Origin of the sequence: Suttonella indologenes (assembly GCF_900460215.1) — a bacterium.
Lineage (GTDB): Bacteria > Pseudomonadota > Gammaproteobacteria > Cardiobacteriales > Cardiobacteriaceae > Suttonella > Suttonella indologenes.
Map to the genome: position 1 here is coordinate 463,919 of NZ_UHIA01000004.1, position 25,388 is coordinate 489,306.

General features: G+C 47.7%; 29 protein-coding genes. 18 read left to right on the plus strand and 11 right to left on the minus strand.

The features are described from left to right. Window positions 1–92 precede the first annotated feature (92 nt). The 6 genes from DYC63_RS06305 to DYC63_RS06335 form a co-directional block, all read right to left on the minus strand. Window positions 93–659, minus strand: a complete 567-nt coding sequence (locus DYC63_RS06305) for a C39 family peptidase (protein WP_342769724.1) — start codon at window positions 657–659, stop codon at window positions 93–95. A gap of 108 nt (window positions 660–767) precedes the next feature. Beyond that, window positions 768–1,109, minus strand: a complete 342-nt coding sequence (locus tag DYC63_RS06310) for a hypothetical protein (RefSeq protein ID WP_115218453.1) — start codon at window positions 1,107–1,109, stop codon at window positions 768–770. Further along, window positions 1,106–1,381, minus strand: coding sequence for a hypothetical protein (locus DYC63_RS06315; RefSeq protein ID WP_072281778.1), 276 nt, complete (start codon window positions 1,379–1,381; stop codon window positions 1,106–1,108). Before DYC63_RS06315 ends, DYC63_RS06310 begins: the two co-directional genes overlap by 4 nt. A gap of 64 nt (window positions 1,382–1,445) precedes the next feature. Continuing rightward, on the minus strand, window positions 1,446–1,973 hold the full coding sequence (locus DYC63_RS06320) for a hypothetical protein (protein ID WP_115218454.1): 528 nt from the start codon (window positions 1,971–1,973) through the stop codon (window positions 1,446–1,448). Window positions 1,974–2,053: 80 nt separating this feature from the next. After that, window positions 2,054–2,362: a hypothetical protein gene (locus tag DYC63_RS06325; RefSeq protein WP_072281780.1), complete on the minus strand. Its 309-nt coding sequence runs from the start codon at window positions 2,360–2,362 to the stop codon at window positions 2,054–2,056. A gap of 302 nt (window positions 2,363–2,664) precedes the next feature. Next, window positions 2,665–2,958 (minus strand): hypothetical protein, encoded by a 294-nt coding sequence (locus tag DYC63_RS06335; RefSeq protein ID WP_072281782.1) that lies wholly within the window; start codon window positions 2,956–2,958, stop codon window positions 2,665–2,667. A 65-nt stretch (window positions 2,959–3,023) separates the two neighbouring features. Here DYC63_RS06335 and DYC63_RS12635 point away from each other — a divergent pair, with 65 nt between their 5' ends. Further along, entirely contained in the window at window positions 3,024–3,224 is a 201-nt protein-coding gene (locus tag DYC63_RS12635; protein WP_143324866.1) for a hypothetical protein, read from the plus strand. 63 nt (window positions 3,225–3,287) lie between these two features. On the opposite strand, the gene DYC63_RS06345 is transcribed toward DYC63_RS12635, so the two are convergent. The 4 genes from DYC63_RS06345 to gatC all read right to left on the minus strand — a co-directional run bounded on the left by DYC63_RS06345 (window position 3,288) and on the right by gatC (window position 7,341). After that, the gene (locus tag DYC63_RS06345; RefSeq protein WP_115218455.1) at window positions 3,288–3,839 is read right to left on the minus strand and encodes a hypothetical protein; all 552 of its coding nucleotides are present in this window, start codon (window positions 3,837–3,839) and stop codon (window positions 3,288–3,290) included. Window positions 3,840–3,866: 27 nt separating this feature from the next. Next, the gene (locus tag DYC63_RS06350; protein ID WP_147284938.1) at window positions 3,867–4,727 is read right to left on the minus strand and encodes a hypothetical protein; all 861 of its coding nucleotides are present in this window, start codon (window positions 4,725–4,727) and stop codon (window positions 3,867–3,869) included. Window positions 4,728–5,578: 851 nt separating this feature from the next. Beyond that, window positions 5,579–7,036 (minus strand): Asp-tRNA(Asn)/Glu-tRNA(Gln) amidotransferase subunit GatA, encoded by a 1,458-nt coding sequence (gene gatA, locus DYC63_RS06355; protein WP_342769725.1) that lies wholly within the window; start codon window positions 7,034–7,036, stop codon window positions 5,579–5,581. 14 nt (window positions 7,037–7,050) lie between these two features. Then, window positions 7,051–7,341 (minus strand): Asp-tRNA(Asn)/Glu-tRNA(Gln) amidotransferase subunit GatC, encoded by a 291-nt coding sequence (gene gatC, locus DYC63_RS06360; RefSeq protein ID WP_115218458.1) that lies wholly within the window; start codon window positions 7,339–7,341, stop codon window positions 7,051–7,053. A gap of 120 nt (window positions 7,342–7,461) precedes the next feature. Between gatC and DYC63_RS06365 the strand changes: the two genes are divergently transcribed. From DYC63_RS06365 to DYC63_RS13370, 7 genes are read left to right on the plus strand one after another with little or no spacing between them, the layout of a single operon-like run. Next, a complete protein-coding gene (locus DYC63_RS06365; RefSeq protein ID WP_115218459.1) occupies window positions 7,462–8,511 on the plus strand; it encodes a rod shape-determining protein in 1,050 nt (349 codons plus the stop codon). A gap of 3 nt (window positions 8,512–8,514) precedes the next feature. After that, complete coding sequence (gene mreC / locus DYC63_RS06370; protein ID WP_115218460.1) at window positions 8,515–9,414, plus strand: rod shape-determining protein MreC; 900 nt, start codon at window positions 8,515–8,517, stop codon at window positions 9,412–9,414. Then, entirely contained in the window at window positions 9,414–9,893 is a 480-nt protein-coding gene (locus tag DYC63_RS06375) for a hypothetical protein (RefSeq protein ID WP_115218461.1), read from the plus strand. The genes mreC and DYC63_RS06375 overlap by 1 nt, the downstream gene beginning before the upstream one ends. After that, a complete protein-coding gene (gene mrdA / locus DYC63_RS06380; RefSeq protein ID WP_245888055.1) occupies window positions 9,827–11,797 on the plus strand; it encodes a penicillin-binding protein 2 in 1,971 nt (656 codons plus the stop codon). Before DYC63_RS06375 ends, mrdA begins: the two co-directional genes overlap by 67 nt. Next, entirely contained in the window at window positions 11,784–12,920 is a 1,137-nt protein-coding gene (gene rodA / locus DYC63_RS06385) for a rod shape-determining protein RodA (RefSeq protein ID WP_115218463.1), read from the plus strand. Before mrdA ends, rodA begins: the two co-directional genes overlap by 14 nt. Continuing rightward, window positions 12,917–13,948: a lytic murein transglycosylase B gene (gene mltB / locus DYC63_RS06390; protein ID WP_115218464.1), complete on the plus strand. Its 1,032-nt coding sequence runs from the start codon at window positions 12,917–12,919 to the stop codon at window positions 13,946–13,948. The genes rodA and mltB overlap by 4 nt, the downstream gene beginning before the upstream one ends. Further along, window positions 13,948–15,096 (plus strand): septal ring lytic transglycosylase RlpA family protein, encoded by a 1,149-nt coding sequence (locus DYC63_RS13370; protein ID WP_115218465.1) that lies wholly within the window; start codon window positions 13,948–13,950, stop codon window positions 15,094–15,096. Before mltB ends, DYC63_RS13370 begins: the two co-directional genes overlap by 1 nt. A gap of 91 nt (window positions 15,097–15,187) precedes the next feature. Here the strand turns inward: DYC63_RS13370 and DYC63_RS06400 are convergent, their stop codons facing one another. Further along, a complete protein-coding gene (locus DYC63_RS06400; RefSeq protein ID WP_147284939.1) occupies window positions 15,188–15,418 on the minus strand; it encodes a hypothetical protein in 231 nt (76 codons plus the stop codon). Here DYC63_RS06400 and DYC63_RS06405 point away from each other — a divergent pair. The 10 genes from DYC63_RS06405 (at window position 15,407) to DYC63_RS06450 (ending at window position 25,387) form a co-directional block, all read left to right on the plus strand. Continuing rightward, window positions 15,407–16,141, plus strand: coding sequence for a YebC/PmpR family DNA-binding transcriptional regulator (locus DYC63_RS06405; protein WP_115218467.1), 735 nt, complete (start codon window positions 15,407–15,409; stop codon window positions 16,139–16,141). The genes DYC63_RS06400 and DYC63_RS06405 overlap by 12 nt on opposite strands. Then, complete coding sequence (gene ruvC / locus DYC63_RS06410; RefSeq protein WP_115218468.1) at window positions 16,141–16,665, plus strand: crossover junction endodeoxyribonuclease RuvC; 525 nt, start codon at window positions 16,141–16,143, stop codon at window positions 16,663–16,665. Before DYC63_RS06405 ends, ruvC begins: the two co-directional genes overlap by 1 nt. 65 nt (window positions 16,666–16,730) lie before the next feature. Then, complete coding sequence (ruvA, locus tag DYC63_RS06415) at window positions 16,731–17,345, plus strand: Holliday junction branch migration protein RuvA (RefSeq protein ID WP_115218469.1); 615 nt, start codon at window positions 16,731–16,733, stop codon at window positions 17,343–17,345. Further along, window positions 17,345–18,355, plus strand: a complete 1,011-nt coding sequence (ruvB, locus tag DYC63_RS06420) for a Holliday junction branch migration DNA helicase RuvB (RefSeq protein WP_115219482.1) — start codon at window positions 17,345–17,347, stop codon at window positions 18,353–18,355. The genes ruvA and ruvB overlap by 1 nt, the downstream gene beginning before the upstream one ends. 610 nt (window positions 18,356–18,965) lie before the next feature. Continuing rightward, window positions 18,966–21,080: a TonB-dependent receptor domain-containing protein gene (locus tag DYC63_RS06425; protein ID WP_172459446.1), complete on the plus strand. Its 2,115-nt coding sequence runs from the start codon at window positions 18,966–18,968 to the stop codon at window positions 21,078–21,080. A 120-nt stretch (window positions 21,081–21,200) separates the two neighbouring features. Next, a complete protein-coding gene (locus DYC63_RS06430) occupies window positions 21,201–21,974 on the plus strand; it encodes a ChaN family lipoprotein (RefSeq protein WP_172459447.1) in 774 nt (257 codons plus the stop codon). Between the two features lie 23 nt (window positions 21,975–21,997). After that, complete coding sequence (locus DYC63_RS06435) at window positions 21,998–22,789, plus strand: ABC transporter substrate-binding protein (protein WP_115219483.1); 792 nt, start codon at window positions 21,998–22,000, stop codon at window positions 22,787–22,789. A gap of 25 nt (window positions 22,790–22,814) precedes the next feature. After that, window positions 22,815–23,750 (plus strand): FecCD family ABC transporter permease, encoded by a 936-nt coding sequence (locus DYC63_RS06440; protein ID WP_115218472.1) that lies wholly within the window; start codon window positions 22,815–22,817, stop codon window positions 23,748–23,750. Next, complete coding sequence (locus DYC63_RS06445) at window positions 23,750–24,487, plus strand: ABC transporter ATP-binding protein (RefSeq protein ID WP_115218473.1); 738 nt, start codon at window positions 23,750–23,752, stop codon at window positions 24,485–24,487. Before DYC63_RS06440 ends, DYC63_RS06445 begins: the two co-directional genes overlap by 1 nt. A 204-nt stretch (window positions 24,488–24,691) precedes the next feature. After that, complete coding sequence (locus DYC63_RS06450; protein WP_245888058.1) at window positions 24,692–25,387, plus strand: MotA/TolQ/ExbB proton channel family protein; 696 nt, start codon at window positions 24,692–24,694, stop codon at window positions 25,385–25,387. The last annotated feature ends 1 nt before the right edge of the window (window position 25,388 follow it).

Consider the following 25,388-nt stretch of genomic DNA (forward strand, 5'->3'; position numbering starts at 1 on the left):
TTTTTTTGCTTAGAACAAACGAGAGAACAGTTGCTAAAATCTTATTATTAAGATTAGGCGAATAATAGAAAGATTCAGAAATATAGTCATCTTTACCTATAAGATTTTTGCATCATCTCTATTTGCAGTGCAATAGCGCTTTTTCTTTGCGGAACATTTGTGAAAAAGTCCGTAGCGACAGACATCTGCTTTGCATTAGGAACAATTGCTAAAATCTTGCCGCTTAATTCACTTTCACGCGTTTGCCATGCGCTTAAAAACTGTTCCCGGCTCAGAGATAAATGCCCTAAAGCAGGATCGGCGAGTAAAACGGTTTCTCTATTAATGCCGTATAAAACGGAAAAATGTTCATTATTGCGATAGCGTAAATACACAATGACGGGGGCACGTAAATGCTGTAATTGTTCAAAAGACAAAGCATAACCCTGTGCCTGAAAGCCTAAATTAGGCAAAATTTTCTGCATGTCGGCAAAAGAAGCCCGCCAAGATTCCTGTGCTTCCTGAAGTAATCGTTCCAAAATATCAGCTTCAGAATAAGATTGTCCATAATAGCGGTTGAGCAAAGTCGCAATTGCTGCTGCTCCGCAGGAATAATCCAGATTTTGCTTAATAATTCCCTCATCTCGCAGATATTTCCAACTTTTTATCTGCGGATGCATGGTTGGCGGAAAATAATCTTGTATGCTGATTTGAGCAATAGAAAATTGAGTGACTAGTAAAAATGAAATAAGCCAGTAATTTATTCTCATGTGCTTCTCTTGATATATTTAATTTTTTAAATTTTTTCTGCTATTAATGCGTTTTTCTAATTCTGGTGAAAGTGGTTCACTATCGAAAAATTTTTCATTCAGCATTGCCTGTATGCCAAATTTAGCCCATATCCACAATAATAATCCAAATGGAATTAGGCTAAAAAATTGCAATAATAAAAATGGAAGCAGTGAGGTTAGAAATAAATAAATTAAACTATAGACGACTGATAGTTTTAAAATTTTTTTATTTCTTATGTTTTTATCATTTTCATCTAAAAGTTCTGTATGTACGCAAAATATAAAAAGAGTAATAAAACATATGATTACACTAATTGCACCATGAGCAACCATAGTCATTTATTCTCTTTCTTTGGTTTTTTGTTAAATAAAAAATGTGTAGAAATAGAGATAACTATAATAGAGAATATGATAAATAATAATATGTCAAACCTGAATTGTTTAATATATACGAAATTGAATAAAGATATGCAGATAATTGCAAAAAACATAGCAAGTTTTTTATTTTTTAAAGGTTTTTTTGCAGCCCCGATTGTCATGCCTAAGCTGGTTAATGCCATAGATGTTATAAAAATAAGTTGTTCCGTAATTTCGTTATTTGCGTCCATCATCAAATTTCTCAAAATAATAATGATAAAAGGTCAATCCTCATTTTAAGGATTGACCGCCTATTATTTATGGATTATTAGGATTTGAGTCTTGCCAAGGAAACGTTGCTGCATTAATTGCAAGTTCTGTTTTTATTGCATGATAAGCAGCTAATCTACTTAAATCTTCAGTCAAAACTTGGGTTAATGTTTTACCAGCGGCAGCGGCACCAAGACCAGTTAATCCGCCTGTTGCTGCGCCAGCGGTTGCTGAAATCAAATTTGACTCTAAACTCGCAAAACTTCCATGTGCAATATAGTGGTATAAATTACCAGTAGCAACGCCAAAGCTTGCACCAGCCAAGGCTCCATTTCCTAAAGTCCCCCAAGCAAATGCACCTTCAGTTTCATTCATTTCCTCTGGGCTAAGTGCAGCGAGTGCGAATTGATTGTCGAATATTGCCTCGGCAATAGCATCTGTGTGCGGTGTTTGCTTAATGGCTGAGAGCGCTGCGTTAAAAGCTTGTTCATCTCCTATCTGGCTAAAAGTTTGAGTATCTGCATAGCTAGTGCCGGCAAAAGCAGTAATGACAATGGTTAATATGAGTTTTTTCATGATTTTTCCGTGGTAAAGAAAATGGTTTTGTCTGATGATTTAAGCGATATTAAATGCTAAAATAAATAAATATAAATATTTCATTTTTTATATAGTAATAATAATGAACCATCTTTTCTCATTCTTTCAAAATAGCCCTCATAAAGCAATGACATAAAAATAAAATATACCCAAATAACAATAAGAGAAACGATAGGAAAAATATAAAAATCAAATGCCAAGATAAATATGGGGAAAGTAATGACAAGATAAATAATGCTTAAAATCACCCCTATTTTTATCACTTTTCGAGCGGTGATTTCTGCTGTGATACATTGCAATGAGAAAATAAAAATCCGGCAGGCAATTGCAATCAGCAAAGGGCAGATAACGGGGAGGTAATTATTCATGTTTCCTCATCAATATGAATAATAATATAGAAGTGGCGGAAAATATCAGCAGCAGTATCTCGGAACTGATACTTTGATGTTTAAACATGGCAAAAGCGGGAGATAATTTGTCTCTCATCATTAAATGATATAGGGAAAATATGGAAAAAGCGAATGACAGGCAGAATAATTTAACGAGCGTTTTTTGATGGGAGAGACTGACGTGCATCAAGGCAGAATATACAGCAATTATAATGAGAACTTCATGAATAAGAGTTATTTTTTGCATATTGAAAATACCTGATAATTTGTAGGTTATGCGCTTATTTATTATTTAAAAAATCCTCGTTGCTATTTCTAGCGCTCCAGCTGTCAACAGCATAGCGTAGGCCGAAGTACCCTAGCAAAAAAATAGGGGCGTAGCTGAATTTTTTAAAGGCGAAAAAGATGACAAAATATGAGAGTGCTAGGTAAATAGCGATGTAGTTTAATAATCTTTTAAAAAGTGCTTTCCCCGAAGTGTCGCTCAACTCCCAATGCACGATAAAAACTAGGAAAAATACAATAAATAAGACGCAGCTAACCACGCTTCCCGGAGTGAATAAAGGATGTTCCATATCAATTCCAACGCTTAAATGCCAACCAGTGAAAACTGGCTGTTATAATAAAACTTGCTATAATAATGGCTAAAAAAACTGAGAGTTTGAATTTATTTACTGCAATAAAAAAGAATAAAGATGTAAAAATTCCTACTAGAAAAACTATTGTCATTTTCTTTTTGAAGGCGACAGGCGTAACGCCAATCTTAGAACATAGCAATAACAGAAATGCAGTGGCTAAATATATAAAACCATTATTCATATTTTCTATAATTTACGAATGATGTTATTATCTTTATCTGTAGAGAATATCAAGGGTTACACCTTGATATTCTCTCTCCTATATGTTAATTGTTGGAATTTTCGTATGGAAAAGTTGCTCCTAATATTACTATATCTGTTTTATAAGCATGATATCTTACTAAAGCCTCTATCTTATCTTTTGGTGTAAGTAAATCATATTTCTCCCTTGCTGTTAAAGTTTGCCATGTTTTTAGGTTCGCTGAAGCGCCAGGCAAAAATGCTCTCGCACCTAATATTGCACCCAATACTGCGGATTGAGCATTAGAATCCCAGCTGGCAAATTCATCATACTTTAAATAATGCATAATATTATTTAAGGATACATTGTAAGCAGAGCCAATTAACATTCCATTTCCTAAAGTCCCCCAAGCAAATGCGCCTTCGGTTTCATTCATTTCCTCTGGGCTAAGTGCAGCGAGTGCGAATTGATTGTCGAATATTGCCTCGGCAATAGCATCTGTGTGCGATGTTTGCTTAATGGCTGAGAGCGCAGCATTAAACGCTTGCGCATCTCCTACCTGGCTAAAAGTTTGAGCATCTGCATAGCTTGCACTGGCAAAAGTGGCTATGGCGGCGGTAAGCATGAGTTTTTTCATGATTTTCTCCTGTGGTTATGAAGTACATCAAAATCTATGCTGAAGAGCGAATGTAATATTGCTGCCCTCATTACCTGAGAGATGCCACTGCGCATCAGCAGAGAGTGATGTTTGTGCCGAAACAGCATAGCCGACGCCGATACTGGCACGACTATTCGTTTCAAATGCTTGTTTGGTACCGTTAATGCGGTCGCCTTGTTTTCCTATCCATTGCAATTTGGCATTGAAACTGACGCGGTCATTAGCGGCAAAAGAAACTCCGGGACGGACAAGCCAATAATTACCCAAGCGATAATCGTCATTATGTTTTAGGTGGAAGCGATAACCTGCGTTGAGTGAAAAAACAACAGGGTCAATAGCTTTGTAGGCATTGATACCCACGAACCAAGACTTGCCATGGTGGGTTCCTCCGCCAATCTTTTCTAAGGCCGCGGTTTCCACAACGCCAATCAACATAGGGTTAGCGCCATCGCGTAACAGTACATGATTTAAGCCCAGCGTGATTTCGGCAAGCTCGCTTTTGTTATCTGAAAGGCTGAGATTATTCATTGTGTAACGGTTTTGTTGCCAAAAGGCGCCTAGATTGGTGTAAATTTCCGTGTTTTCACTCAAACCGTATTGAAAGCTGAGATTGCCGTAGAGCATATCCGTATTTTGCTCGCCGGTTTGTAGGCGCGTGGGGATTTCAATGAGCGTATTTTGTGGCGTGAGAAAATAATTGCTGCCTTGGGTATAGACATCGGCATTGCGGTTGTAATAAGTCATCGACAAGCCTAATTTCATGCGGCGCTGCTGCGGCGATACGCCTTCAAGAGAGAGCGGCAATTCGGCTTGGGCGGTGATGGTGCAGAGTGCGGCCACCATGGGAAGGCATATTTTTCTTCGCATAATTATTCCTCTATATTTTTTCTGCATCGTAATTTTGTCGTTGGTAATTGTCAAGAATGCCGGAAAGATTTTTTAATGCGCGCTCTGCCTAATTATTAGCCAGGGGTATAATTTTCATTATAATCAGATACATTGCTGTGGTGCGTTGTCGCTGGCGGGGCAGATTTGCCCTATTAAAGATGCGGGGGAAGCGGCGGTTCGTTGTTGGGATTTGCCGCAATGAAGACTTGAAAATGAAAACTTGGCGCAGGTGCGCGAGAATTGACTGCCTATATCCGCCTAATGCGGAGACTGTTTTGGGTGATGGTGTGGTTTATAAGTTTGTTTTTATAGCCATTCAACCCAAAAATCTATTTATGCTGAAAACGTCCAGATTTCTGACATTGCTTAATTCTTATGATTTATTTTTAACGCTGCGCTGTGCCGTACTTTCTTTGCGCTGCCAAAGAAAGTACGCAAAGCAATCACCAAAGAAGCGCTAGTAAGCAACGTAAAGGCAGCCCCTTGCCTTGTTTTGCTTCGCAAAATCCCCTTGCCAGCTTGCCAAATTAATTTTTATGGTTCGGCGCGCGTCAAACTCGCTACGCTGCGCTTCGCTCAAACAGTGACGCGCTTGTTCCCGAAAAATCCTGCGCTGTCTGCGGCAAGGCAAAAGGGGATTTTGAGTGCTCCGTAACTGGTTTTGTGGAAATTTGCAGTTTCGCCGGCTCTGCGTAGCGAGTTTTGCTCAAAACTTTGCTTTCTTTGCTCTTCGTAGGAAATTCCGTCTTGTTTTAAAGTTTAACGGCTATAGATCTATGCCGATTGGGCGCTGCATTCGGACAAAATAAAGCCCCTCACGGGGCTTTTGTTTATGCCGCATAGGCGGCGGGAATTTGGCGGTGATAATCGCTTTCTTGTTGAAAGCGGTGGGCGAGGTTGAGCAGGCGCGCTTCGCTGAAATGCGGTCCGATTAATTGACAGCCGACCGGCAGATGTTGAATAAAGCCCGCCGGATGGCTGATTGCCGGTAATCCTGCGAGGTTGATGGCAACGGTGTATAAATCGCCGAGGAACATGGCGACCGGATCGTCGGTTTGGCTGCCGATGGCAAAGGCGGGGCTAGGCGTGGTCGGGCCTAGGATGAGGTCGCATTCTGTAAAGGCTGCTGTGAAGCTGTTTAAGATGGCGCGGCGGGCGCGGCGTGCTTGTTCGTAGTAGGCGTCGTAGTAGCCGGCGGATAGGGCGTAGGTGCCGATGAGAATGCGGCGTTTGACTTCTTCGCCGAAGCCTTCGCTGCGGCTGCGGCGGTAGAGGTCTTGCAGATTGTCGGGGTTTTCGCAGCGATGTCCGTAGCGTACGCCGTCATAGCGCGCCAAATTGGAAGAGGCTTCGGCGGAGGCGATGAGGTAGTAGCTGGCAATGGCGATGTCGGTGTTTTGCAGTTCGATGTCTGTGAGCGTTGCACCGAGGCTTTCATAGACTTTTGCCGCCGCCATGATGTTGTCCGCCATTTGGCTGTCGAGTCCTTGGAAATAGATGCGCGGTATGCCGATGGTTACGCCGTTGAGCGGTTGGTTGAGCAGGTTGTCGAATACGCGCAGAGTGTCTTGGCTGGAGGTGGAGTCTTTGGGATCAAAGCTCGCCATGGCGTTTAAGATAAGGGCGCAGTCTTCCGCGCTGGGGGCGATAGGCCCTGCTTGGTCGAGACTGGAGGCGTAGGCAATCATGCCCCAGCGCGAACAGGTGCCGTAGGTGGGTTTGATGCCGGTAACGCCGCAGTAGGCGGCAGGTTGGCGGATGGAGCCGCCGGTGTCCGAGCCGGTGCTGTAGGGAACGAGTCTGGCGGCGACGGTGGCTGCCGAACCGCCGGAGGAGCCGCCCGGCACGGCTTTACTGTCCCAAGGGTTATGTACTACGCCGAAGGCGCTGCGTTCGTTTGAAGAGCCCATGGCGAATTCGTCCATGGAGAGTTTGCCGGTCATGACAGCGCCTGCTTGTGCGAGGTTTTCGGCTATGGTGGCGCTGTGCGGCGGCACGAAGTTTTCCAGCATTTTGGAGGCGGCGGTGGTGGTGATGCCTGCGGTGCAGAATAGGTCTTTATGCGCCATTGGAATGCCGTCTAGGGGCGAGCGGATCTCGCCTTTGGCGCGGCGTGCGTCGCTGGCTTGGGCATCGGCGCGCGCTTGTTCGGCGGTGATGCGGATGTAGGCATTAAGCTGCGGATTATGCGCCTCGATGCGTTGCAGATAGTGTTCGGTCAGTTCTAATGATGAAAGCTGTTTGTTTGCCAATTGGGCGGCAAGTTCGCGAATGCTGCTGTGTAAAATGCTCATGGCTGTCCTTATTCAATGACTTTCGGCACGGTGATGAAGCCGTCTTCAAATTGCGGCGCGTTGTTCTCGATGGTGGCGAGTAAATCGCGGGCAACGGCTTGGTCGGCACGCAGGCGTTGTTTGGCATCTAAAGGATGGGCGAGCGGCTCAAGAGCGGAAATCTCGACCTTGTTCAAGGCGTCGAAGAGCGGAAAAATAGCGGCGAGATCGGCTTGCAGGGCTTGTTTTTCTTCGTCGCTGATGTGTAATTGTGCCAATTTGGCGGTTTTTTCTATAATTTCAGGTGTTAAGCTATTCATAAGTAAAAGTCTCGGGCGCTTGCTTGCGCAAGATGATGTAAAAAAACGCTTAAAAAGGTATCATATCCGCTTTGTCTTTGCACGCCCGAGAAGGGCAATCTATTTTTTGAGGCTCAGTCTATGCGGTTTAAGTTTCTTAGCGGTTTGTTTTCTAGTGATTTATCTATCGATTTGGGAACGGCGAATACTTTGATTTATGTGCGCGGCGAAGGCGTGGTCTTAGATGAGCCTTCGGTGGTGGCGATTGCCCAAGATCCCCAAGATGGTCGCAAAAAGATTGTCGCCTACGGCACGCAGGCAAAGCAGATGTTGGGACGTACGCCGGATAATTTAAGCACGGTGCGTCCGATGCAGGACGGCGTGATTGCCGATTTTAAGATTACTTCCATGATGTTGGATCATTTCATTAAGCGCGCGCACGGACGCGGCGGCTTTTTCCGCCCCAGTCCGCGGATTTTGGTCTGCGTGCCTTCGGGAGCGACGCAGGTGGAAAAACGCGCGATTCATGATGCGGCGGAAGCGGCGGGTGCGCGCGATGTCTTTTTAATTCAAGAGCCGATGGCGGCAGCCATCGGAGCGGGGATTCCCGTAGATGAGGCTTACGGCTCGATGGTGGTCGATATCGGCGGCGGCACGAGCGAGGTGGCGGTGATTTCTCTGAACGGCATTGTCTATGCCGCTTCCGTGCGCACGGGCGGCGACCGCTTCGACAGCGCGATTATCGATTATGTGCGGCGCAATTTCGGCATTGTGATCGGCGTGCCGACCGCCGAGCGGATTAAGAAAGAAATCGGCTGCGCCTATCCTTCGGCGGAAATCCGCGAATTGGAAGTGAAGGGCACGAATCAGCAAGAGGGAGCGCCGCGCAGTTTTACGATTAATTCCAATGAGGTGCTAGAAGCCTTGCAAGAACCGCTAGGCAGCATCGTGCGCGCGGTGAAATTGGCTTTGGAACAAACGCCGCCCGAATTGGCGGCGGATGTGGCGGAACGCGGTATCGTGCTGACCGGCGGCGGCGCTTTGCTGCGCGATTTGGATAAACTGATTATGGAAGAAACGCGCTTGAATGTGATTGTGGCGGATGATCCTTTGACCTGTGTGGCGCGCGGCGGCGGCAAGGTTTTGGAATTATTGGATCAACGCGGTGTCGCTTCTTTCTTGATGACTTAATTCATGTTCGCCACGCCTCCTGCAGATGACGAACAGCGTTCTGTCCATTGGCTTCCTGCTTGGGCGACGGCGATAACGCTGAGTCTCTTATTGTTATTATTGAATAAATATAGCCCTTGGCTGGATAAGCCGAAGGCATTACTGCATGACCATGCCTATGCGCCTTTGCAGCGCATGGTCTATGCGCCTTTGAGCGGCTTGAGCCGACAATGGCAGCAGTGGCAGCAAAAGGAAGATTTGGCGGCGCAGGTGCAGCAATTGCGCGCGCAAAATGGCGAGTTGCGAACGCAAATTCAGTTGCTGGGGCATTATCAGGCGGAAAACCGCCGTTTGCGGATGCTGATGGATTCGGTGGGCAGCGTGACGGTGCCGGTGATGATTGCGGAGATTTTCGACAGCAATATCGAAGGTTATCGCGAAACCATATTGATTAACAAAGGTTTGTCTGACGGTGTCTATCAGCATCAGGCGGTAATCGATCCTTTCGGCTTGGTCGGACAGGTAACGGAAGTATTTGAGCATCAGGCGCGGGTCATGCTGATTAGCGACGGACGCAGTCGCGTGCCGGTCTATGTCGAGCGTACCCAGCAACGCGCTTTGCTCAGCGGCATGGCGGAGCGCAGCGCCTTGACGGTGGAAAATATCCGCTTGGACAGCGATATTCAAATCGGCGACCGCTTGGTCAGCTCCGGACTCGGCGGCGTCTTTCCGCGTGGTTATCCGGTGGCGGAAGTGGTGGATGTGTCGCGCGATCAGCGTAATTCTTTTTTACAGATTGAACTCAAATCCTTAGCGCATCTGTCTTCCATGCTTGAGGTCTTATTGTTGGATCAGCGCGATATTATTCCCGAAGTGATTTTGCCTGTCGGTCCGCCACGTCCTGCGCAATTAGGGGGGCAATAATGCCTGTCTTGCCCTTGCTGTTGTATTTCTTTGTCTGTTGGCTATTGCTGACGGTAGGCGCTTATTTCCGACCTTGGCTGTTGCTGCCCGATATTACGGTTATGGTCTTGCTGTATTTGTTTTATTATCAGCCGCGCTTGCCGCTGTGGCGGGCTTTTTTGCCGATTAGCTTTTTATTGGATTTGTCCGCGCAGGTCAGCATCGGTTTTCACGGTGTGTTATACGGCTTGACGGCATTACTGATTTTTCCTTTGCACACCTATTGGCGCACGGTGTCGGTCTTTGAGCAATTGCTGGGCGTGATTTTTCTAGGGGCGGGATTTATCGTCTTGAAATTCTTGTTGCTTTATATCGTGGAAGGTATTCCGGCGCCAGCGGGCTGGCTGTGGTGTTTTCTGCTGCAATTAGCGGCTTGGCCGCTGATGCGGATGATCAGCCTGATCTTTATGCAGCATTATGGCGGGCGGGTGCGGCGGTGAAAAAATTCGCCCATGCCGATTTGCTCAGCCATAAAAAACAGGAAGGCAAAGACGAGGCTTATTTAAAACGTTCTTTTACGCGCCGCGTTGCCTTAACGGCTTTGGCGGTCTGCGCAGGAATTGCCGCGCTCTTTGGGCGCATGTTTACCCTGCAAGTGCAGCGCTACGATTATTACCGCACGCGCGCCCAATCCAATCGGGTCAGAATCAAGCCGCTGGTGCCCGAGCGCGGCACGATTTATGATGCCAACGGTATTGCCCTGACGGAAAATATTCTGCGTTATCAAGTGGTCGTCAATCCCTCGCATGTGGAGGATTTGGAACAGCTGCTGGCGCAATTAAGCCTGATTTTGGGCTTGGATAGTGTAAGTATCGAACAATTTCGTAGCCGCTATCGGCGCAGTCGCCGCTATGAAAGCGTGGTGCTGAAAGACTCGATTGAAGAAGAAGCGCATTACCGCTTGGCTTTGCAATTGTACCGCCTGCCCGGCGCGGCGATTGAGCCTTATTACGAGCGCTTCTATCCCTATGGCGAACTCTGCGCGCATGTTCTGGGCTATACCAATCGCATCAATGAAAAAGATTTGCAAAGCATTGATCCCGATGATTATCAAGGCATCGACTATATCGGGCGTAGCGGAATCGAGCGGCAATACGAAGCGCTGTTGCGCGGTAAATCGGGCTATCAGCAGGTCGAAGCCGATGCCAACGGCAATATGGTGCGCCTGTTAAAAGAAGTGCCGGCACAGCGGGGTAAGGATATTTACCTGTCTTTCAATTTGAAATTGCAGCAGTTTATTTATCAAGTACTGGGCGAGCATCGCGGCTCCTGCGTGGCGATTAATCCGCAAAACGGCGAAGTGCTGGCGATGGTATCGAAGCCGGGTTTTGACACCAATTTGTTTACCAAAGGCATCAGCCAGCGGCAATACAAAATGCTGTTAGACGATCCGCACGGACCTTTATATGACCGCGCATTGAAAGGGCGCTATCCGCCCGGTTCCGTGATTAAGCCGATGATGCTCTTGGCGGGTTTGCATTATCAGGTGGTGCATGAACATAGCCATGTGCATTGCGGCGGCGCATACCGTTTGGCGGAAAATCCCAATGCCCGTCCTTTCCATTGCTGGAAGCGCACAGGACACGGCAGTTTGAACGGCGTGGGTGCGGTCGCTCAGTCTTGCGATATTTATTTTTATTCACTGGGACAGCAATTAGGTATCGACCGCATGGCGCAATATTGCCAACATTTTGCTATGGGGCGGTTGACCGGTATTGATATGCCCGACGAAGACAGCGGCATCATGCCGACCCGTGCTTGGAAAGAAGCGCGTTACAAAACCAATTGGTATATCGGCGATACCATCAATGCCAGCATCGGGCAGGGCTTTTTTACCACCACGCCTTTGCAATTGGCATACATGACCGCCTTGATTGCCCGCGACGGCAAAAGTTTCACCCCTTATCTGCTTAAGCGCATTTACGACCCCGTAAGCATGCAGTTTCAAAGCCCCGAACGGGCGGAAGAAAAGATTATCCCTGTTTATGAGTCGCAGACATGGCAAATTGCTAAAAACAGCATGGAGCGTGTGATTCATCATCACAGCGGCACGGGCAAAAACATTGCCCAAGGTCTGCGCTACCGCATGGCGGGCAAATCGGGCACGGTGCAAGTGATTTCCTTTAAAACCGATCAACGCATTTCCAACAGCCAATTGGCGCGCGAGCATCAAGACAATGCCATGTTCGTTTCTTATGCCCCTGCCGATGCGCCGACAATCGCCTTGAGCATTGTGGTGGAACGCGGCGGCGGCGGTAGTTCGACCGCAGGTCCGATGGCAAGGCAAATCAGCGATTTCTACTTACTCGGCAGCGCGGCGGAGAATAACAATGGCAATGGATGAAGTCAGACCGCGCAGTACATGGAAAATCCTGCAATCGGCGATTTTTTATATCGATTGGTGGTTGATACTGCTGCTTGCCCTGCTGATGGGCTTCAGCTTGGTCATTTTGAACAGCGCGGCGGAAAGCGGCGGTACGGTACTGCGTCAAGCAATTCGTTTTGCCGCCGCTTGGGGCTTGTTCGGGCTGTTTTTATGTCTGCCTGCCGGTAAAATTCGCCAAATAACGCCTGTTGTTTATGCTTTTACCCTTATTTTGCTGCTCTTGGTGCTGCTTATGGGCAGTCATGCGGGCGGGGCGCAGCGTTGGCTCAATATCGGCATTGCCCGTATTCAGCCTTCGGAATTGGCAAAACTCTCCGTGCCGATGATGGTGGCTTGGTATTTGACGCGGCAAGCGCGACCGCCGAATTTATTTACCGTTTTGATTTCGCTGGTAATTATCTCCGTTCCCGCCTATATGATTTTAGATCAGCCCGATTTAGGCACCGCCCTGCTGGTCACGGCTTCCGGCATTATCGCTCTGTTTTTGGCGGGCTTGCCTTGGTGGCTGATTGGGGTCGGTGCCGTGATGGCGGCGATTGCCTTGCCGCTGTTTTGGATGTTCGGCATTAAAGCCTATCAGCGCGAGCGTGTGCTGACGCTATTTAATCCGGAAGCCGATCCCTTCGGCGCGGGCTATCACATCATTCAATCGCAAATCGCTATCGGCTCGGGCGGCGTTTTTGGCAAAGGCTACGGCGAAGGCACGCAGTCGCAATTATCCTTTCTGCCGGAATCGACGACGGATTTTGTCTTTTCCGTGATTGCGGAAGAATTAGGCTTATTCGGCGTCAGCCTGCTCTTGCTCGCCTATCTCTTACTGATTTTGCGCGGACTGTATCTCTCGACGCGACTGAATAACCGCTTTGCGCGTATCCTAGTGGCGGCGATTTTTTTATCTTTCTTTATCAATATCTTTGTTAATATCGGCATGGTAAGCGGATTTTTGCCTGTAGTAGGCTTGCCGCTGGCGCTGATCAGCTACGGCGGCAGTTCGGTTTTATCGCTTATGGCCGGTTTTGCCATTGCCGTTAATCTGATCGGCGGCTACAAACAATCCCCTAAACAGGAGCATTTTTCATGAACACATTCCGTTTAGTCCTTATCGCGGCACTGGCTTTGGCGCAGGGAACTTATGCGCAAAGCGCCGAAGAAACTTCCGACATGCCGCCTAATTACGCGCAAAATGCCGATGCCCGCGAACGCATTTATCAATTGGCTGAAACACATCAGATAGATGCGCGCTATCTGCTGTCTTTATTGATGGCGATTCATCGCGATGAAGACGTGCTGGCGAAAATCAGCCGTCCGGCGGAAAAAAGCAAACCTTGGTTTGAATACGCCACCATTTTCTCGGATGCGGCAAGATTGGAAGACGGCGTAGCCTTTTACCGCCAGCACCGCGAAGCCTTAGAACGCGCTTATGCGCAATACGGCGTCGATCCGGCGGTGATTACGGCGATTATCGGCGTGGAAACCCGCTATGGCAAAGTCACGGGCAATACGCCGGTTTTGCAAGCCCTCGCCACCCTTTGTTTCGACTATCCGCCGCGCGCCGAATTCTTTTGCAGCGAATTTGACCATTTCTTATTACTGGCGCAGCAAGAAGATTGGAATCCCTTGCAAATTCAAGGATCTTATGCCGGTGCTATGGGAATGGCGCAATTCATGCCGAGCAGTTACCGCAATGATGCGATAGATTTCGACGGCGACGGAAAGATTAATTTATGGCAAAGTCCGGAAGACGCCATCGGCTCGATTGCCAATTATCTTGCCAACCGCGGTTGGGAGAAAGATGGCGATTTGTATTATCAATTGCCACAAAAGCCGAGTCTTAGCATTTTTGACGGCAATGTGAAGCCGGCTTATGATTTGCAGGACTTATCCACAGACGAAAGCCTGAAATCTGACCAAAATTTCATGAATTGGTTGGCTTCTCAAAGTGCGGAAACGGTGGGAAGCCTTGTGCTGCAAGGCGAGCAAGAGGAATTGGCGTTTATTATTTATAATAATTTCTATGTGATTACCCGCTATAATACCTCGCCGATGTATGCGATGGCGGTGAGCAATTTGGCTGCTGCCATCAAGAGTCCAATTAACGAGATCTATTGATGAAAAAACAAAGTCTAAGCGCTTTGCTAGCGGTAGCCTACCTGCTCCCGCTCTCGGCTTATGCACAGCAAGCTCCTATTGCCACGCCTGTCGAAGCCCCGCGCAAAATTGTGAAAACTATTGATTTCACCAAAAATTCTGACGTGGCACTATTTGCCCAAGTCAATACCCCGCAGGCGAAACCTGCGCAAGCTGTTGCCGTAAAAGCAGAAGCAGCGAAACCGCAGGCGAAACCTGCGCAAGCTGTTGCTGCAAAAGCGGAAGCTGCCAAACCACAGGCGAAACCTGCACAAGCCGTTGTCGTAAAAGCAGAAGCAGCGAAACCGCAGGCGAAACCTGCACAATCCGTTGCCGTAAAAGCAGAAGCAGCGAAACCGCAGGCGAAACCTGCACAAGCTGTTGCCGCAAAAGCGGAAGCCGCCAAACCACAGGCGAAACCTGCACAAGCCGTTGCCGTAAAAGCGGAAGCTGTCAAACCACAGGCTAAACCTGCACAAGCTGTTGCCGCAAAAGCGGAAGCCGCCAAACCGCAGGCGAAACCTGCACAAGCCGTTGCCGTAAAAGCAGAAGCTGTCAAACCACAGGCTAAACCTGCACAAGCCGTTGCCGTAAAAGCAGAAGCTGCAAAACCTACCGCACCTGCCAAAGCGGAAGTTAATATCGTCAAAGTGATTGATTTTACTCAGCAAGATCCTTTTGCAGCGGTGGATTACAGCGGCAAAGCCGTTAATCAAGCCGCTGCTCAGGCTGCTAGCCAAAAGCAGGCTAAAGTCGTTGCGCAAAGTACGGCGATTGCCAAATCCGTCACTTATAACGTGCGCGGCAAAACTTACCGCACGCTCAGCACGGCGGAAAATTTTTCGGAAGAAGGATCTGCTTCTTGGTATGGTCCCGGTTTTCACGGACGCAAAACCGCCAGCGGCGAAGTCTATAATATGCATGATATGACCGCCGCGCATAAGCATCTGCCCTTGGGCAGCCAAGTGAAGGTAACTAATCTGAATAATGGCAAAAGCGTGATTGTACGCATCAATGATCGCGGACCTTTCCACGGCGATCGGGTGATTGATTTGTCTAAGGCGGCGGCGCAGCAATTAGGCGTATTGCAAGCCGGTGTTGCCAAAGTCAGTATTGTGACGCATAAATAGGCATTTATAGTCTCTTCAGATTAAAATGATACGCCTTAAAACAACATATTGGAATATTTTTCAATATGTTGAAAATTTTTATTGTCTCATTTTAATCTGAAGAAACTATATAAGCTGTGAAAAGCGCGCTGGTCGCGCTTTTTTCTTTGCCAAAAGCAGCAGATTTTGCGGCGGCGTGATACACTTGCGCCCCATTTTTTATGCAATCTTTCGCGCTTCGGCTGTGTTGAGGGCGATGGTGCGCAAGCCGGGCTTTGCTTTCTGCGCAGGCTTTGGCAGAGATGTTTTTTAGAAATTTAAGGATATTCAAATGGCTGGTCATAGTAAATGGGCAAATATTAAACATAAAAAAGCAAAAGAAGATGCCAAGCGCGGCAAGATTTTTACCCGCTTAATTCGTGAATTGACGATTGCGGCGCGCAGCGGCGGTTCCGATCCGAATTCCAATCCGCGTTTGCGTTTGGCAATCAGCAAAGCGCAGGCGGAGAACATGACGAAAGATACGATGGAGCGTGCGATTAAGCGCGGCGCGGGCGAGCTGGAAGGCGTGCAGATGGAAGAGGTGCGCTTTGAGGGTTACGGTCCAAGCGGCGTGGCGATTATGGTGGATTGTTTGACGGATAATAATAACCGCACGGTCGGCGAAGTGCGTCATGCTTTTTCTAAATGCGGCGGCAATTTAGGTACTTCCGGCTCGGTGGCTTTCCAATTTAAAGAGCAGGGCGTCTTGTTTTTTGAAAGCGTGGCAGATGAAGATGCTTTGATGGAAGCGGCTTTGGAAGCCGGCGCGCAAGATATTGAGTTTGATGAGGGCAGTGCGGAAGTGATTACCGACCCCAGCGATTATGCCGCCGTGTATGAGGCTTTGGTCGCCGCCGGTTTCACGCCTGATGAAAGCGAGGTAACGATGCGTGCGGAAAATCTCTCGCCGGTAAGTGCGCAAGATGCGGATAAGGTCATGCGTTTGATTGATATGCTAGAAGAATTAGACGATGTGCAAAGCGTGGTTAGCAATGCGGAATTCCCAGAGGATTACGCTGGTTAATGACAGCTGTTCGCCGCATTTTGGGCATTGACCCCGGTTCGCGAATAACAGGCTACGGCATTGTAGATGTGGAGGGGCAGCAGGTTCGCTATGTGGATTCCGGCTGCATTCGCTTGGCGGAAGAGTCGATGCCTATTCGTTTGATGATGATTCATCAGGGCATCGGCGAGTTGGTGCAGCGTTATCGTCCGCAAGAATTTGCCATAGAAGAGATTTTTGTGCATAAAAATCCGAATTCCGCTTTGAAATTGGGGCAGGCGCGCGGTGTGGCTTTGTGTGCGGCAGTATTGGCGCAGTTGCCGATTTCGGAATATGCGGCGAAAAGCATTAAGCAGGCGGTGGTCGGCAAAGGCGCGGCGGATAAAACGCAGGTGCAATATATGGTGAAATTGCTGCTCAATCAAACGGGTAAGATTCAAAGCGATGCGGCGGACGCTTTGGCGGTCGCCCTGACGCATGCGCATTATCTGCAAACGGCAATTATGCAGCGCAAAAGCGGCATGCTGTCGGCTTGGGAGAAGTAAATGCGGAAATATCAGGATTTTTTTACGGGCGGCGATGCGCTTGAAGCACAAAGAGAGGCAGAGCGATGATCGGCTGGTTACAAGGTTTGGTGCTGCATAAGCAGGGTAATCAAGTGATTATGAATGTGAACGGCGTAGGCTATGAAATCGCCGTGCCGATTTCCATTTTGGAGCAATTACCGCAAGGGCAGGCGGCGGAATTGTTCATTCATCATGCGCAAAGAGAAGACGGACAATATCTCTACGGCTTTGCCAGCATTGCGCAGCGGCAATTGTTTCGCGAATTAATCCGCATCAGCGGCATCGGGCCGAAACTGGGTTTGCTGGTCTTATCGAGTTTCAGTGTTGAAAATTTTATCGCTATTGTGCGCGAGAATAATAGCAATGCTTTGTTAAAACTTTCCGGTGTCGGCAAAAAGACTGCGGAGCGTTTATTAATCGAATTAAAAGACCGTGTCGGCGGCAGCAGCGTTTTTACGAGCATGGCAGGTGCGGCGGATACGCCTTTGCCTATAGGCGTCACGGCGGCGCAAGAAGCGGTGGAAGCCTTGATGGCATTGGAATTAAAACCGGCCGATGCGGTAAAATTGGTTGAGAGTGCACTCAAGCAATCGCCGGATGCCGATACGGCGGCTTTGATTAAATCCGCCTTGCAATTGAAATTACAGAGTGGCAAATGATTGATTCCGACCGTTTAATTAGCGCCGCCGGGCGTAATGAAGAGGGCGCGATTGAGCGTGCCGTCCGTCCTAAACGCTTGGCGGAATATATCGGGCAAAACGAGCTGAAAGCGCAATTAAGTATTTTTATTGAAGCGGCATTGGGGCGGCAGGAATCACTTGACCATGTGCTGCTATTCGGTCCGCCGGGTTTGGGCAAAACGACGTTAGCGGCAATTATTGCCGGCGAATTGGGTGTGAATCTGCGCCAAACCTCCGGCCCGATTTTAGAAAAAGCCGGCGATTTAGCCGCTTTGTTGACTAATTTGGAACGCAATGATGTTTTGTTCATTGATGAAATCCACCGTCTCTCGCCCGCGATTGAAGAAGTGCTTTATCCTGCAATGGAGGATTTTCAAATCGATATTATGATTGGCGAAGGACCGGCGGCGCGTTCGATAAAAGTGGATTTGCAGCCGTTTACATTAGTCGGCGCTACTACGCGTTCCGGCTTATTGACGGCGCCTCTGCGCGATCGTTTCGGCATTAGCCATCATCTGCAATATTATTCTCACGTCCAATTGCAGGAAATTGTCTCGCGTGCGGCGAAATTGCTGGGAATTGAGATTGAAGACAGCGGCGCGGCGGAAGTCGGCAAACGCTCACGCGGTACGCCGCGTATTGCCAACCGCTTGCTGCGGCGCGTGCGTGATTATGCCCAAGTGCGCGGTGACGGCGTGATTACGCGCCAAATGGCAGACGAAGCCTTGAAATTATTGAAAATTGATGCCGCCGGTTTGGATGAACTCGACCGCCGTATGCTCTCGCGTTTGATTGAGCATTTCGGCGGTGGGCCCGTCGGGATTGAGACTTTGGCGGCGGCTGTGGGCGAAGAGCGCGGCACTTTGGAAGATGTGGTCGAGCCTTATTTGATTCAACAAGGATTTATCCAGCGCACCCCGCGCGGACGCATGGCAAGCGATGCCGCTTATCTGCAATTGGGTTTGCCTGTGCCGGATAGGAATATTTAGTCAATTGTTTTTAAAAATATTAAGCGCCATTTTTCAAGAATGGTACAGCAATAGCTTTTGGTTTGCTTTGCCGTACTGTCTGCCATTTGCCGCCTTGCATTATAGTCTCTTCAGATTAAAATGATACGTCTTAAAACAACATATTGAAATATTTTTCAATATGTTGAAAATTTTTATTGTCTCATTTTAATCTGAAGAAGCTATATTTTTCCATTTCTCCGAATATAGTCGGAGAAGTGAAAAAGTAGTACAAGGCGGCGAGCTGCAGACAGTACAAGAGCGTACGGCAAAGCGAGCCAACGCCGTAATACTTTTTCAATTCTTTGACTATACATTGTCGTTTTGCTTGCTTAATCCCTGTAAAGATTAAGAAACATTTGCCCAATTTCCCTGAAAAACAATCTTTACTTAGAAGTCCGCCTACAATTTGATTGATTGGCAAAGAAATATTTTCTTCATTTTTACCACTACTTGATAATTATTTTTATTTGGATTACAATTAATATAACTTTAATAAAAACCGAATAAAATGAGATACTTTACTTTGTTGACATTAGTTTGTTCCTGTTCTTCAGTGTGGGCGGAAGAGGCTGCTAAAGCCGTTATCCACTTGTCTGAGATTAATGTTAGTGCTGATTACATCAATCAGCCTTATACAACACCCGCTGCGGTGTCCGTGATTGCAAAAAACGAAACCGGACGCGATTTGAACGAAGTCTTGCGCAGTAGCCCCAGTTTATTTACACAGCATGATATCGGGCAGGGCGGTATTGCGGTCAATTTGCGCGGTTTTGAAGGTGCGGGGCGGGTAAACACCAGTATTGACGGTGTCAGCCAAACCTTTTATCAGACCAATCCGGCGCATGGTTGGAATGGCAATACGGTCTATATCAATGAAGATTTTATAGCGGGCGCGGAAGTCGAGCGCGGTTTGTCGCATGGCAGTTCGGGCGGCAATGCATTGGGAGGGAGCGTGAATTTTCGCACATTGGTGCCTAGTGATTTGGTGCAAGGGGACAATACTTTTGGCGGTCGTCTGATTTTGCGACATGGCAGTAATGGTTACGGTACAAACGGTATGGCGGCGGTGGCGCATCGGCAGTCATTTGACAATGGCGGTTCGTTCGGCGTCTTGGCGGCATATGGCGGCAAGGTTAAGGGCGGTTATCGCAACGGTGCGGGCGAGACGATTGCCGGCGATGGTTTGAATGACAATGTTGCGATGGAAAGCGGCGTGCATGCGCATAATTTTATGGGCAAATTGGAGTATGCACCTAATCGCTATCATTATTTTAATTTCAGCCATATTGCCAATCAAAGCCGCAGCACGAATAACCATACGCCGATTGATGTGAAAACCAATAGCAGCTTATTCCAATATCGCTACAATCCGCTGTCCGACAAAATCGATTTGCGTGCGGATATTTCTTACGGCGATTCGCGGCAATATTTTGCCAAGGAAGACCATGATAACGGCTATCAAAACCGCCAGACATATAATCCGACTTGGCAGTTTAGTTTGACTAACCGCAGTGTATTTGAAATCGGCGAGGCGGATTTAAGTTTTGATTATGGCGCAAAAATCCAACGCACGCGTTACGGATCTAAAGAGCGTGATGCGGATTTGCCGCATTACGACGGCATTTTAGCCAAAGGTTATCAGCAGACGGGCAATCTATTTGCTGAAGCCGAATTTCAGCACGACAAATGGACTTTAGGGGGCGGGCTTCGTTACGAGCGCTACCGTTACGGCGGTTTCTTGCCCGAAACATTCGATAACGGCGCGATTGTGTTTCCTGCCGGCGGCAATGTGGATTTCTCTCATAAAGAAAGTCATGTCAATCCCTATTTTTCTTTGGCATATCAGGCAAACGATTGGTTGCAGCTCTATAGCACTTATGCGCATACCAGCCGTGCGCCGACCGTGCAAGAATTCATGTATGTGAATAATATCAAAAACAATCCCTACTCGGTTAATCCTTATTTGAAAAGCGAGACATCGCATAATCACGATATCGGATTTAATATCTTTAAACAAGGCTTATTTACCCATAATGATACGGCGCGTTTGAAAGTAAATTATTTTACTAGTCGTATAAAAAATTATATTTTCCAAGATCAATTTTATGTCTGCGATGACCATACAAAATGCAGTTTGGATGATTATTTAAACGGCGATATGGATGTTTCTCCCGTCGGAATATTTTTCAATATGCCGAATAAGACTAAAATCCGCGGTTGGGAAATAGAAGGCGGTTATGATTTTGACCGCGCTTATATCAATCTCGCCTATAGTCGCAATAAAACGGATTTGCCGATTGATTATTTGGCAGATATGGTCAGCACGATTCGTACGCAACCGAGCAGCCAGTTAGCGGTCGATCTCGGTACGCGCTGGTTGGATAATAAATTAATTGTCGGCGCGCGCTTAACGCGCATGGGAGACGATACCGTTCCTGCAGGCGTGGATACGGATACCGGCCTTCCTACGGCAACTAAAGTGAAAGGCGGGCAAAATGTTTATGATTTATATGCCAAATATAATGTGAATAAAAATGCCAAATTGTTTTTCAATATCGATAATCTGACTAATACGATCTATAACTATCCGCTGAGCAGCGGCGGTACATTAGGCACGGGCAATACGGGGGCGCAATCGGATTGGGCGAATAAAGGCACGGGGCGCGGCAGAACTTTCTATGCAGGTTTTATAATGCAATTTTAGACTGTTTTGACTGAATGTTTATTCAATTCATATAGAATTATTTATTCTGATGATTTGAATGGATGCGGATGCGGAATTGCTTTGCAAGGGACGGCTTGTATGGATTTACCTAGGAAGATAATGAAAAAATTTGTTTTAATGTTTGCAATTGTGTTGCAGTCGGTCTGTGCCGAACCCTTGGGGCGGATTATCGATACCCAAAGCGGTCAAAGCCTTTCGCCGAGCCGCTTGGTGCAGATACTGTCGCAGGCGCAAATCGTATTGATCGGCGAGAAGCATGATAATGCGGCGCATCATGCCGCTCAGGAATGGCTGTTGCGGCAGACGGCGGAGGCGCGCGCAAACGGCAGTGTGGTTTTGGAAATGTTGGTGCCTGAGCAGCAGCAGGCTGTAGGCGATATGCAAGCCTATTTGCACAGTGGCGGCAGTACGGGAAAGCGTTCTTTAGCCGAGAAAATTAATTGGAATATGCGCTGGGATTGGTCGCAATATCAATCCTTAATCTATGCTTTGTTAGAGCAGAAAGCGCCGCTGTTGGCAGGCAGTCCTTCGCGTCAAGAATTGGCAAATCAAAGTCGCTTTATGCCTCAAGGTCTGCGCAGCGGTCATCCGGCGGTGCGCGATAGCTTGGCTCAATTGATGGATACGCATCACGGCAGTCCGCAAGATTTGGTCTCGCTGCAGCAATATAAAGATTTTAAGATGAGCACGGTCTTATTGAATGCGCCCAAACCGACATGGCTGATTGCAGGAAATATTCATGTTTCCAAGCAGTTGGGCATTCCTTTGTTTTTGCAGGATGCGGGCTTTTCGGATGGTGTGAAAACGCTGTTGCTGACCGAGGAAGGCAGTGAGATGGATATGCGGCATGCCGATTATATTTGGTTCTTTTGATTGGAATGCTGCGCGGTAACGATATGAAGAAAATGGTCGTATTAGCTTTTTGTGCCTTGTCGTTCGCTCAAATCACTTGGGCACAGCGGATTGTGCTGCTGACGCCTGACAGCGCCGATATTGTGGCTGCGTTGGGAGCGGCAGATAAAGTAGTTGCCGTGCATGACCATAACCATAACCCGCTTTATCAGGGCAAAGAGACGATTGGTTTTTACCGCACTTTGTCTGTAGAGCCGATTATGGCGCAGAAACCTGATGTGGTTATCGGCAGTTTTATGGCGATGCCGCCCAATATTTACGCCAATCTCAGACAAAGCGGCATTGTGGCGGAAAACGTGCAAGAGAATGAAACGATTGAAGATTATCAAAACAGCATTATCCGCATCGGAGAATTGATTGATAAAAAAGAACAGGCGGCGGTCTTGGCGCATCAATTCAAAACCGCTTTAAAAGCGCAGCCGGCAAGCGGCAAACGTTACCTACTCAGCTATGACGGACGCTATGTTGCCGGACGCGGCACGGTGGCGGATAGCTTAATTCGATTGGCGGGCGGCATTAATGCGGCTGATGGCGTGGAGGGGTTTAAGCCTTTGTCGCGGGAAGCATGGCTGGCGGCAAAGCCTGATATCGTCATTATTGCCAAACATAATGAAGAAATCCTCGGCGGAGCAGAAAAACTGGCTGCCCGCCCTGAATTGTCCGCCAGTCCTGCGGCGAAAAACGGCAAAATCGTTTTTTGGCATTCCGATGAGTTTTTGCGTTATGGCTTGCATACGCCCGAAAGTATTCAAAACCTGCATCAATTAGCACGCTGATGTTGTGTAATTTTATGATAACAATATGTTAAAACCTTTTTTATTGCCCTTGCTGATACTGGCGCCCTTGATTTTTTTCTGTGTCGGAGTGGGGGAGGGAACGTGGCAAAATCCGCTGAACGTTGATGAGATTATGCTGCAAATCCGTTTGCCGCGCATCACCGTGGCATTATTGGTAGGCGCTGCTCTGTCTGCCAGCGGTTCGGCTTTGCAAGCCTTGTTTGAAAATCCGCTTGCCGATCCGAGTTTGATCGGCACTTCGGGGGGCGCGGCAATCGGTGTCGTCGTCATGATTGCCATGGGCTGGAGCGGTATCGGTGTGCCGCTGGCGGCATTTTTGGGCGCTTTAAGCGTTTGTTTATTATTGTTGTTTCTTCATCGCTGGGTCGGCGGCGGCAAATATGGTCTGCTCGTTTTGGGTTTTGTGTTGAGCAGTTTATGCGCTGCTGTGGTAAGTCTTATTTTATTTATGTCGGATGATATGGCTTTGCGCGGCGCAATGACATGGCTGGCGGGCAGCTTTGCTGAAGCCGGTTTTGTTTCTCTGACCTATGCCGGCAGCGCTATTGCGGCGGGAGGCTTATTGTTAATCATTCTTGGGCGGCAACTGGATTGCTTGCTGCTGGGCGATGAGGCGGCGCAAACGATGGGTATTACCGTTGCCAAAACGCGTACCTTAGCAATTGTCGGCGCCTCGATGATGACGGGAGCGGCGGTTTCTTTAGGGGGCATTATCGGCTTTGTGGGGATGATGGTGCCCAATGTGTTGGCGCGAGTGATTGGCGGCGGACGCAGCCGTCTGATTGCCTTGTCGGCATTATGGGGAGCCGTATTTTTACTGATAGCAGATACTTTTTCGCGTTGGGTAGTCTATCCGGTTGATTTTCCTGTCGGGATTGTGATTTCAATTTTGGGCGGGCCTTTTTTCTTGTGGCTGATTATGGACAGAGGGCGCGAATAATGTCCCTACAATTTTCTCATGGTCGGATAAGCAAAGGAACAAGAGTTATTTTAGATGTGCCGGCAATCCGTTTTCCGGATCATTGCATCAGCGCCATTATCGGTGCGAACGGCGCAGGAAAATCCACTCTGTTAAGACAACTTTTGCAATCGCCCGCGACTATTTGGCGCGGAGAACCTTTTCGGCTGGCTTTAAAACAAGGACGGTGCGCTTGGGTCGGGCAGCATGAAAATTTTCAGTTGCCGATGACGGTCTTAGAATACGTATTAATGGGGCATTATCCGCGCCTTGTCTGGTATCGGCAAAGCCCTGCCTCGAATCGGCAGCGAGCGATGCAATGGCTGGAAATTTTTGAATTGGACGGCTTGAAAAACAAGCGTTTGGAAAACTTGTCGGGCGGAGAAAAACAACGTGCAGCCATTGTTCGCGCCTTATTGCAGGAAGCGGAAATTCTGCTTATGGACGAGCCGACCAACCATTTGGATATCCGCCATCAGCATCATTTGATGAAGCAGCTGCGCTTATTGACCGCACCCAAACCCGCCGTAATTATGGTGCTGCATGATATCAATCTTGCCGCGCATTACAGCGATTTCGTTGTACTGATGAAGCAGGGGAAAATTGCGGCAAGCGGTTCGACGGCAGAAATCATGCAGGCGCAAGTGTTAAGCGATTTATATGACTGGCGTATCCTATGCGAGCCTAGCGGCAATTTCATTCCCGATTACGCTAACTAAAAACAAGATATTGCACAATATCGGCATAAGGCATTGACCGCATTTAACGATAAATCCTGTTGAGAATTAAAATATATAATCAAATCAATCATTAAATTTTTTGCTGTCGGAGCAGCTTTAGCAAACGGCAATCCGCACCTATTTTTTCTGAGAGCGGTTTGCGCTACACTGCCTGCCGCGCAAGACTAGAGAAGGAGTTTTCCCTTGCAAAATGAATTATCCATCATGCAGTTAATTGGCGATGCTAGTGTTTTCGTTAAAATCATCATGCTGATTTTGTGCTTGATGATGCTTGTCTCGATTTTTATTACCTGTAAAAAAGCGGTCTTATTTTCACGCCTGAATAGAAAAACCCGGCAATTCGAGAAGGCTTTTTGGAATTCGGGCACGAATTTGCAAAATATTTATGCCAATTATGAAACGCAGGACACGGAAGGGATTGAAAGCGTTTTTGTGAATGGTTTTTATGAGTTTAGCCAGTTTTTAGAATCGGATTTGATTGGGTCTGATAAAGCCGTGCAGAACTGTCAGCGCGCGATGGAAGCCACAATTATCCGCGAAGCGGCGAAACAGGAAAAATATTTAGGCATTTTAGCCACTTTCGCTTCTTCTGCGCCTTATATCGGTTTGCTGGGTACCGTCTATGGGATTATGAATTCCTTTATGGCTTTGGGAGCGGCGCAGCAAAGTAGTATCAACAGCGTTGCCCCCGGTATTGCCGAGGCCTTGATTGCTACGGCAATCGGCTTGATGGCGGCGATTATTTCCGTTTTATCCTATAACGCTTACATGGCATTGTCTGAGAAGAAAATCGTGGAATATGACGCCTTTCGCGAAGAGTTCAGCAATATTTTGCAGCGTCAGCAGTTGCAATTGCGCGCGCATTTGAAACGGCGGTAAT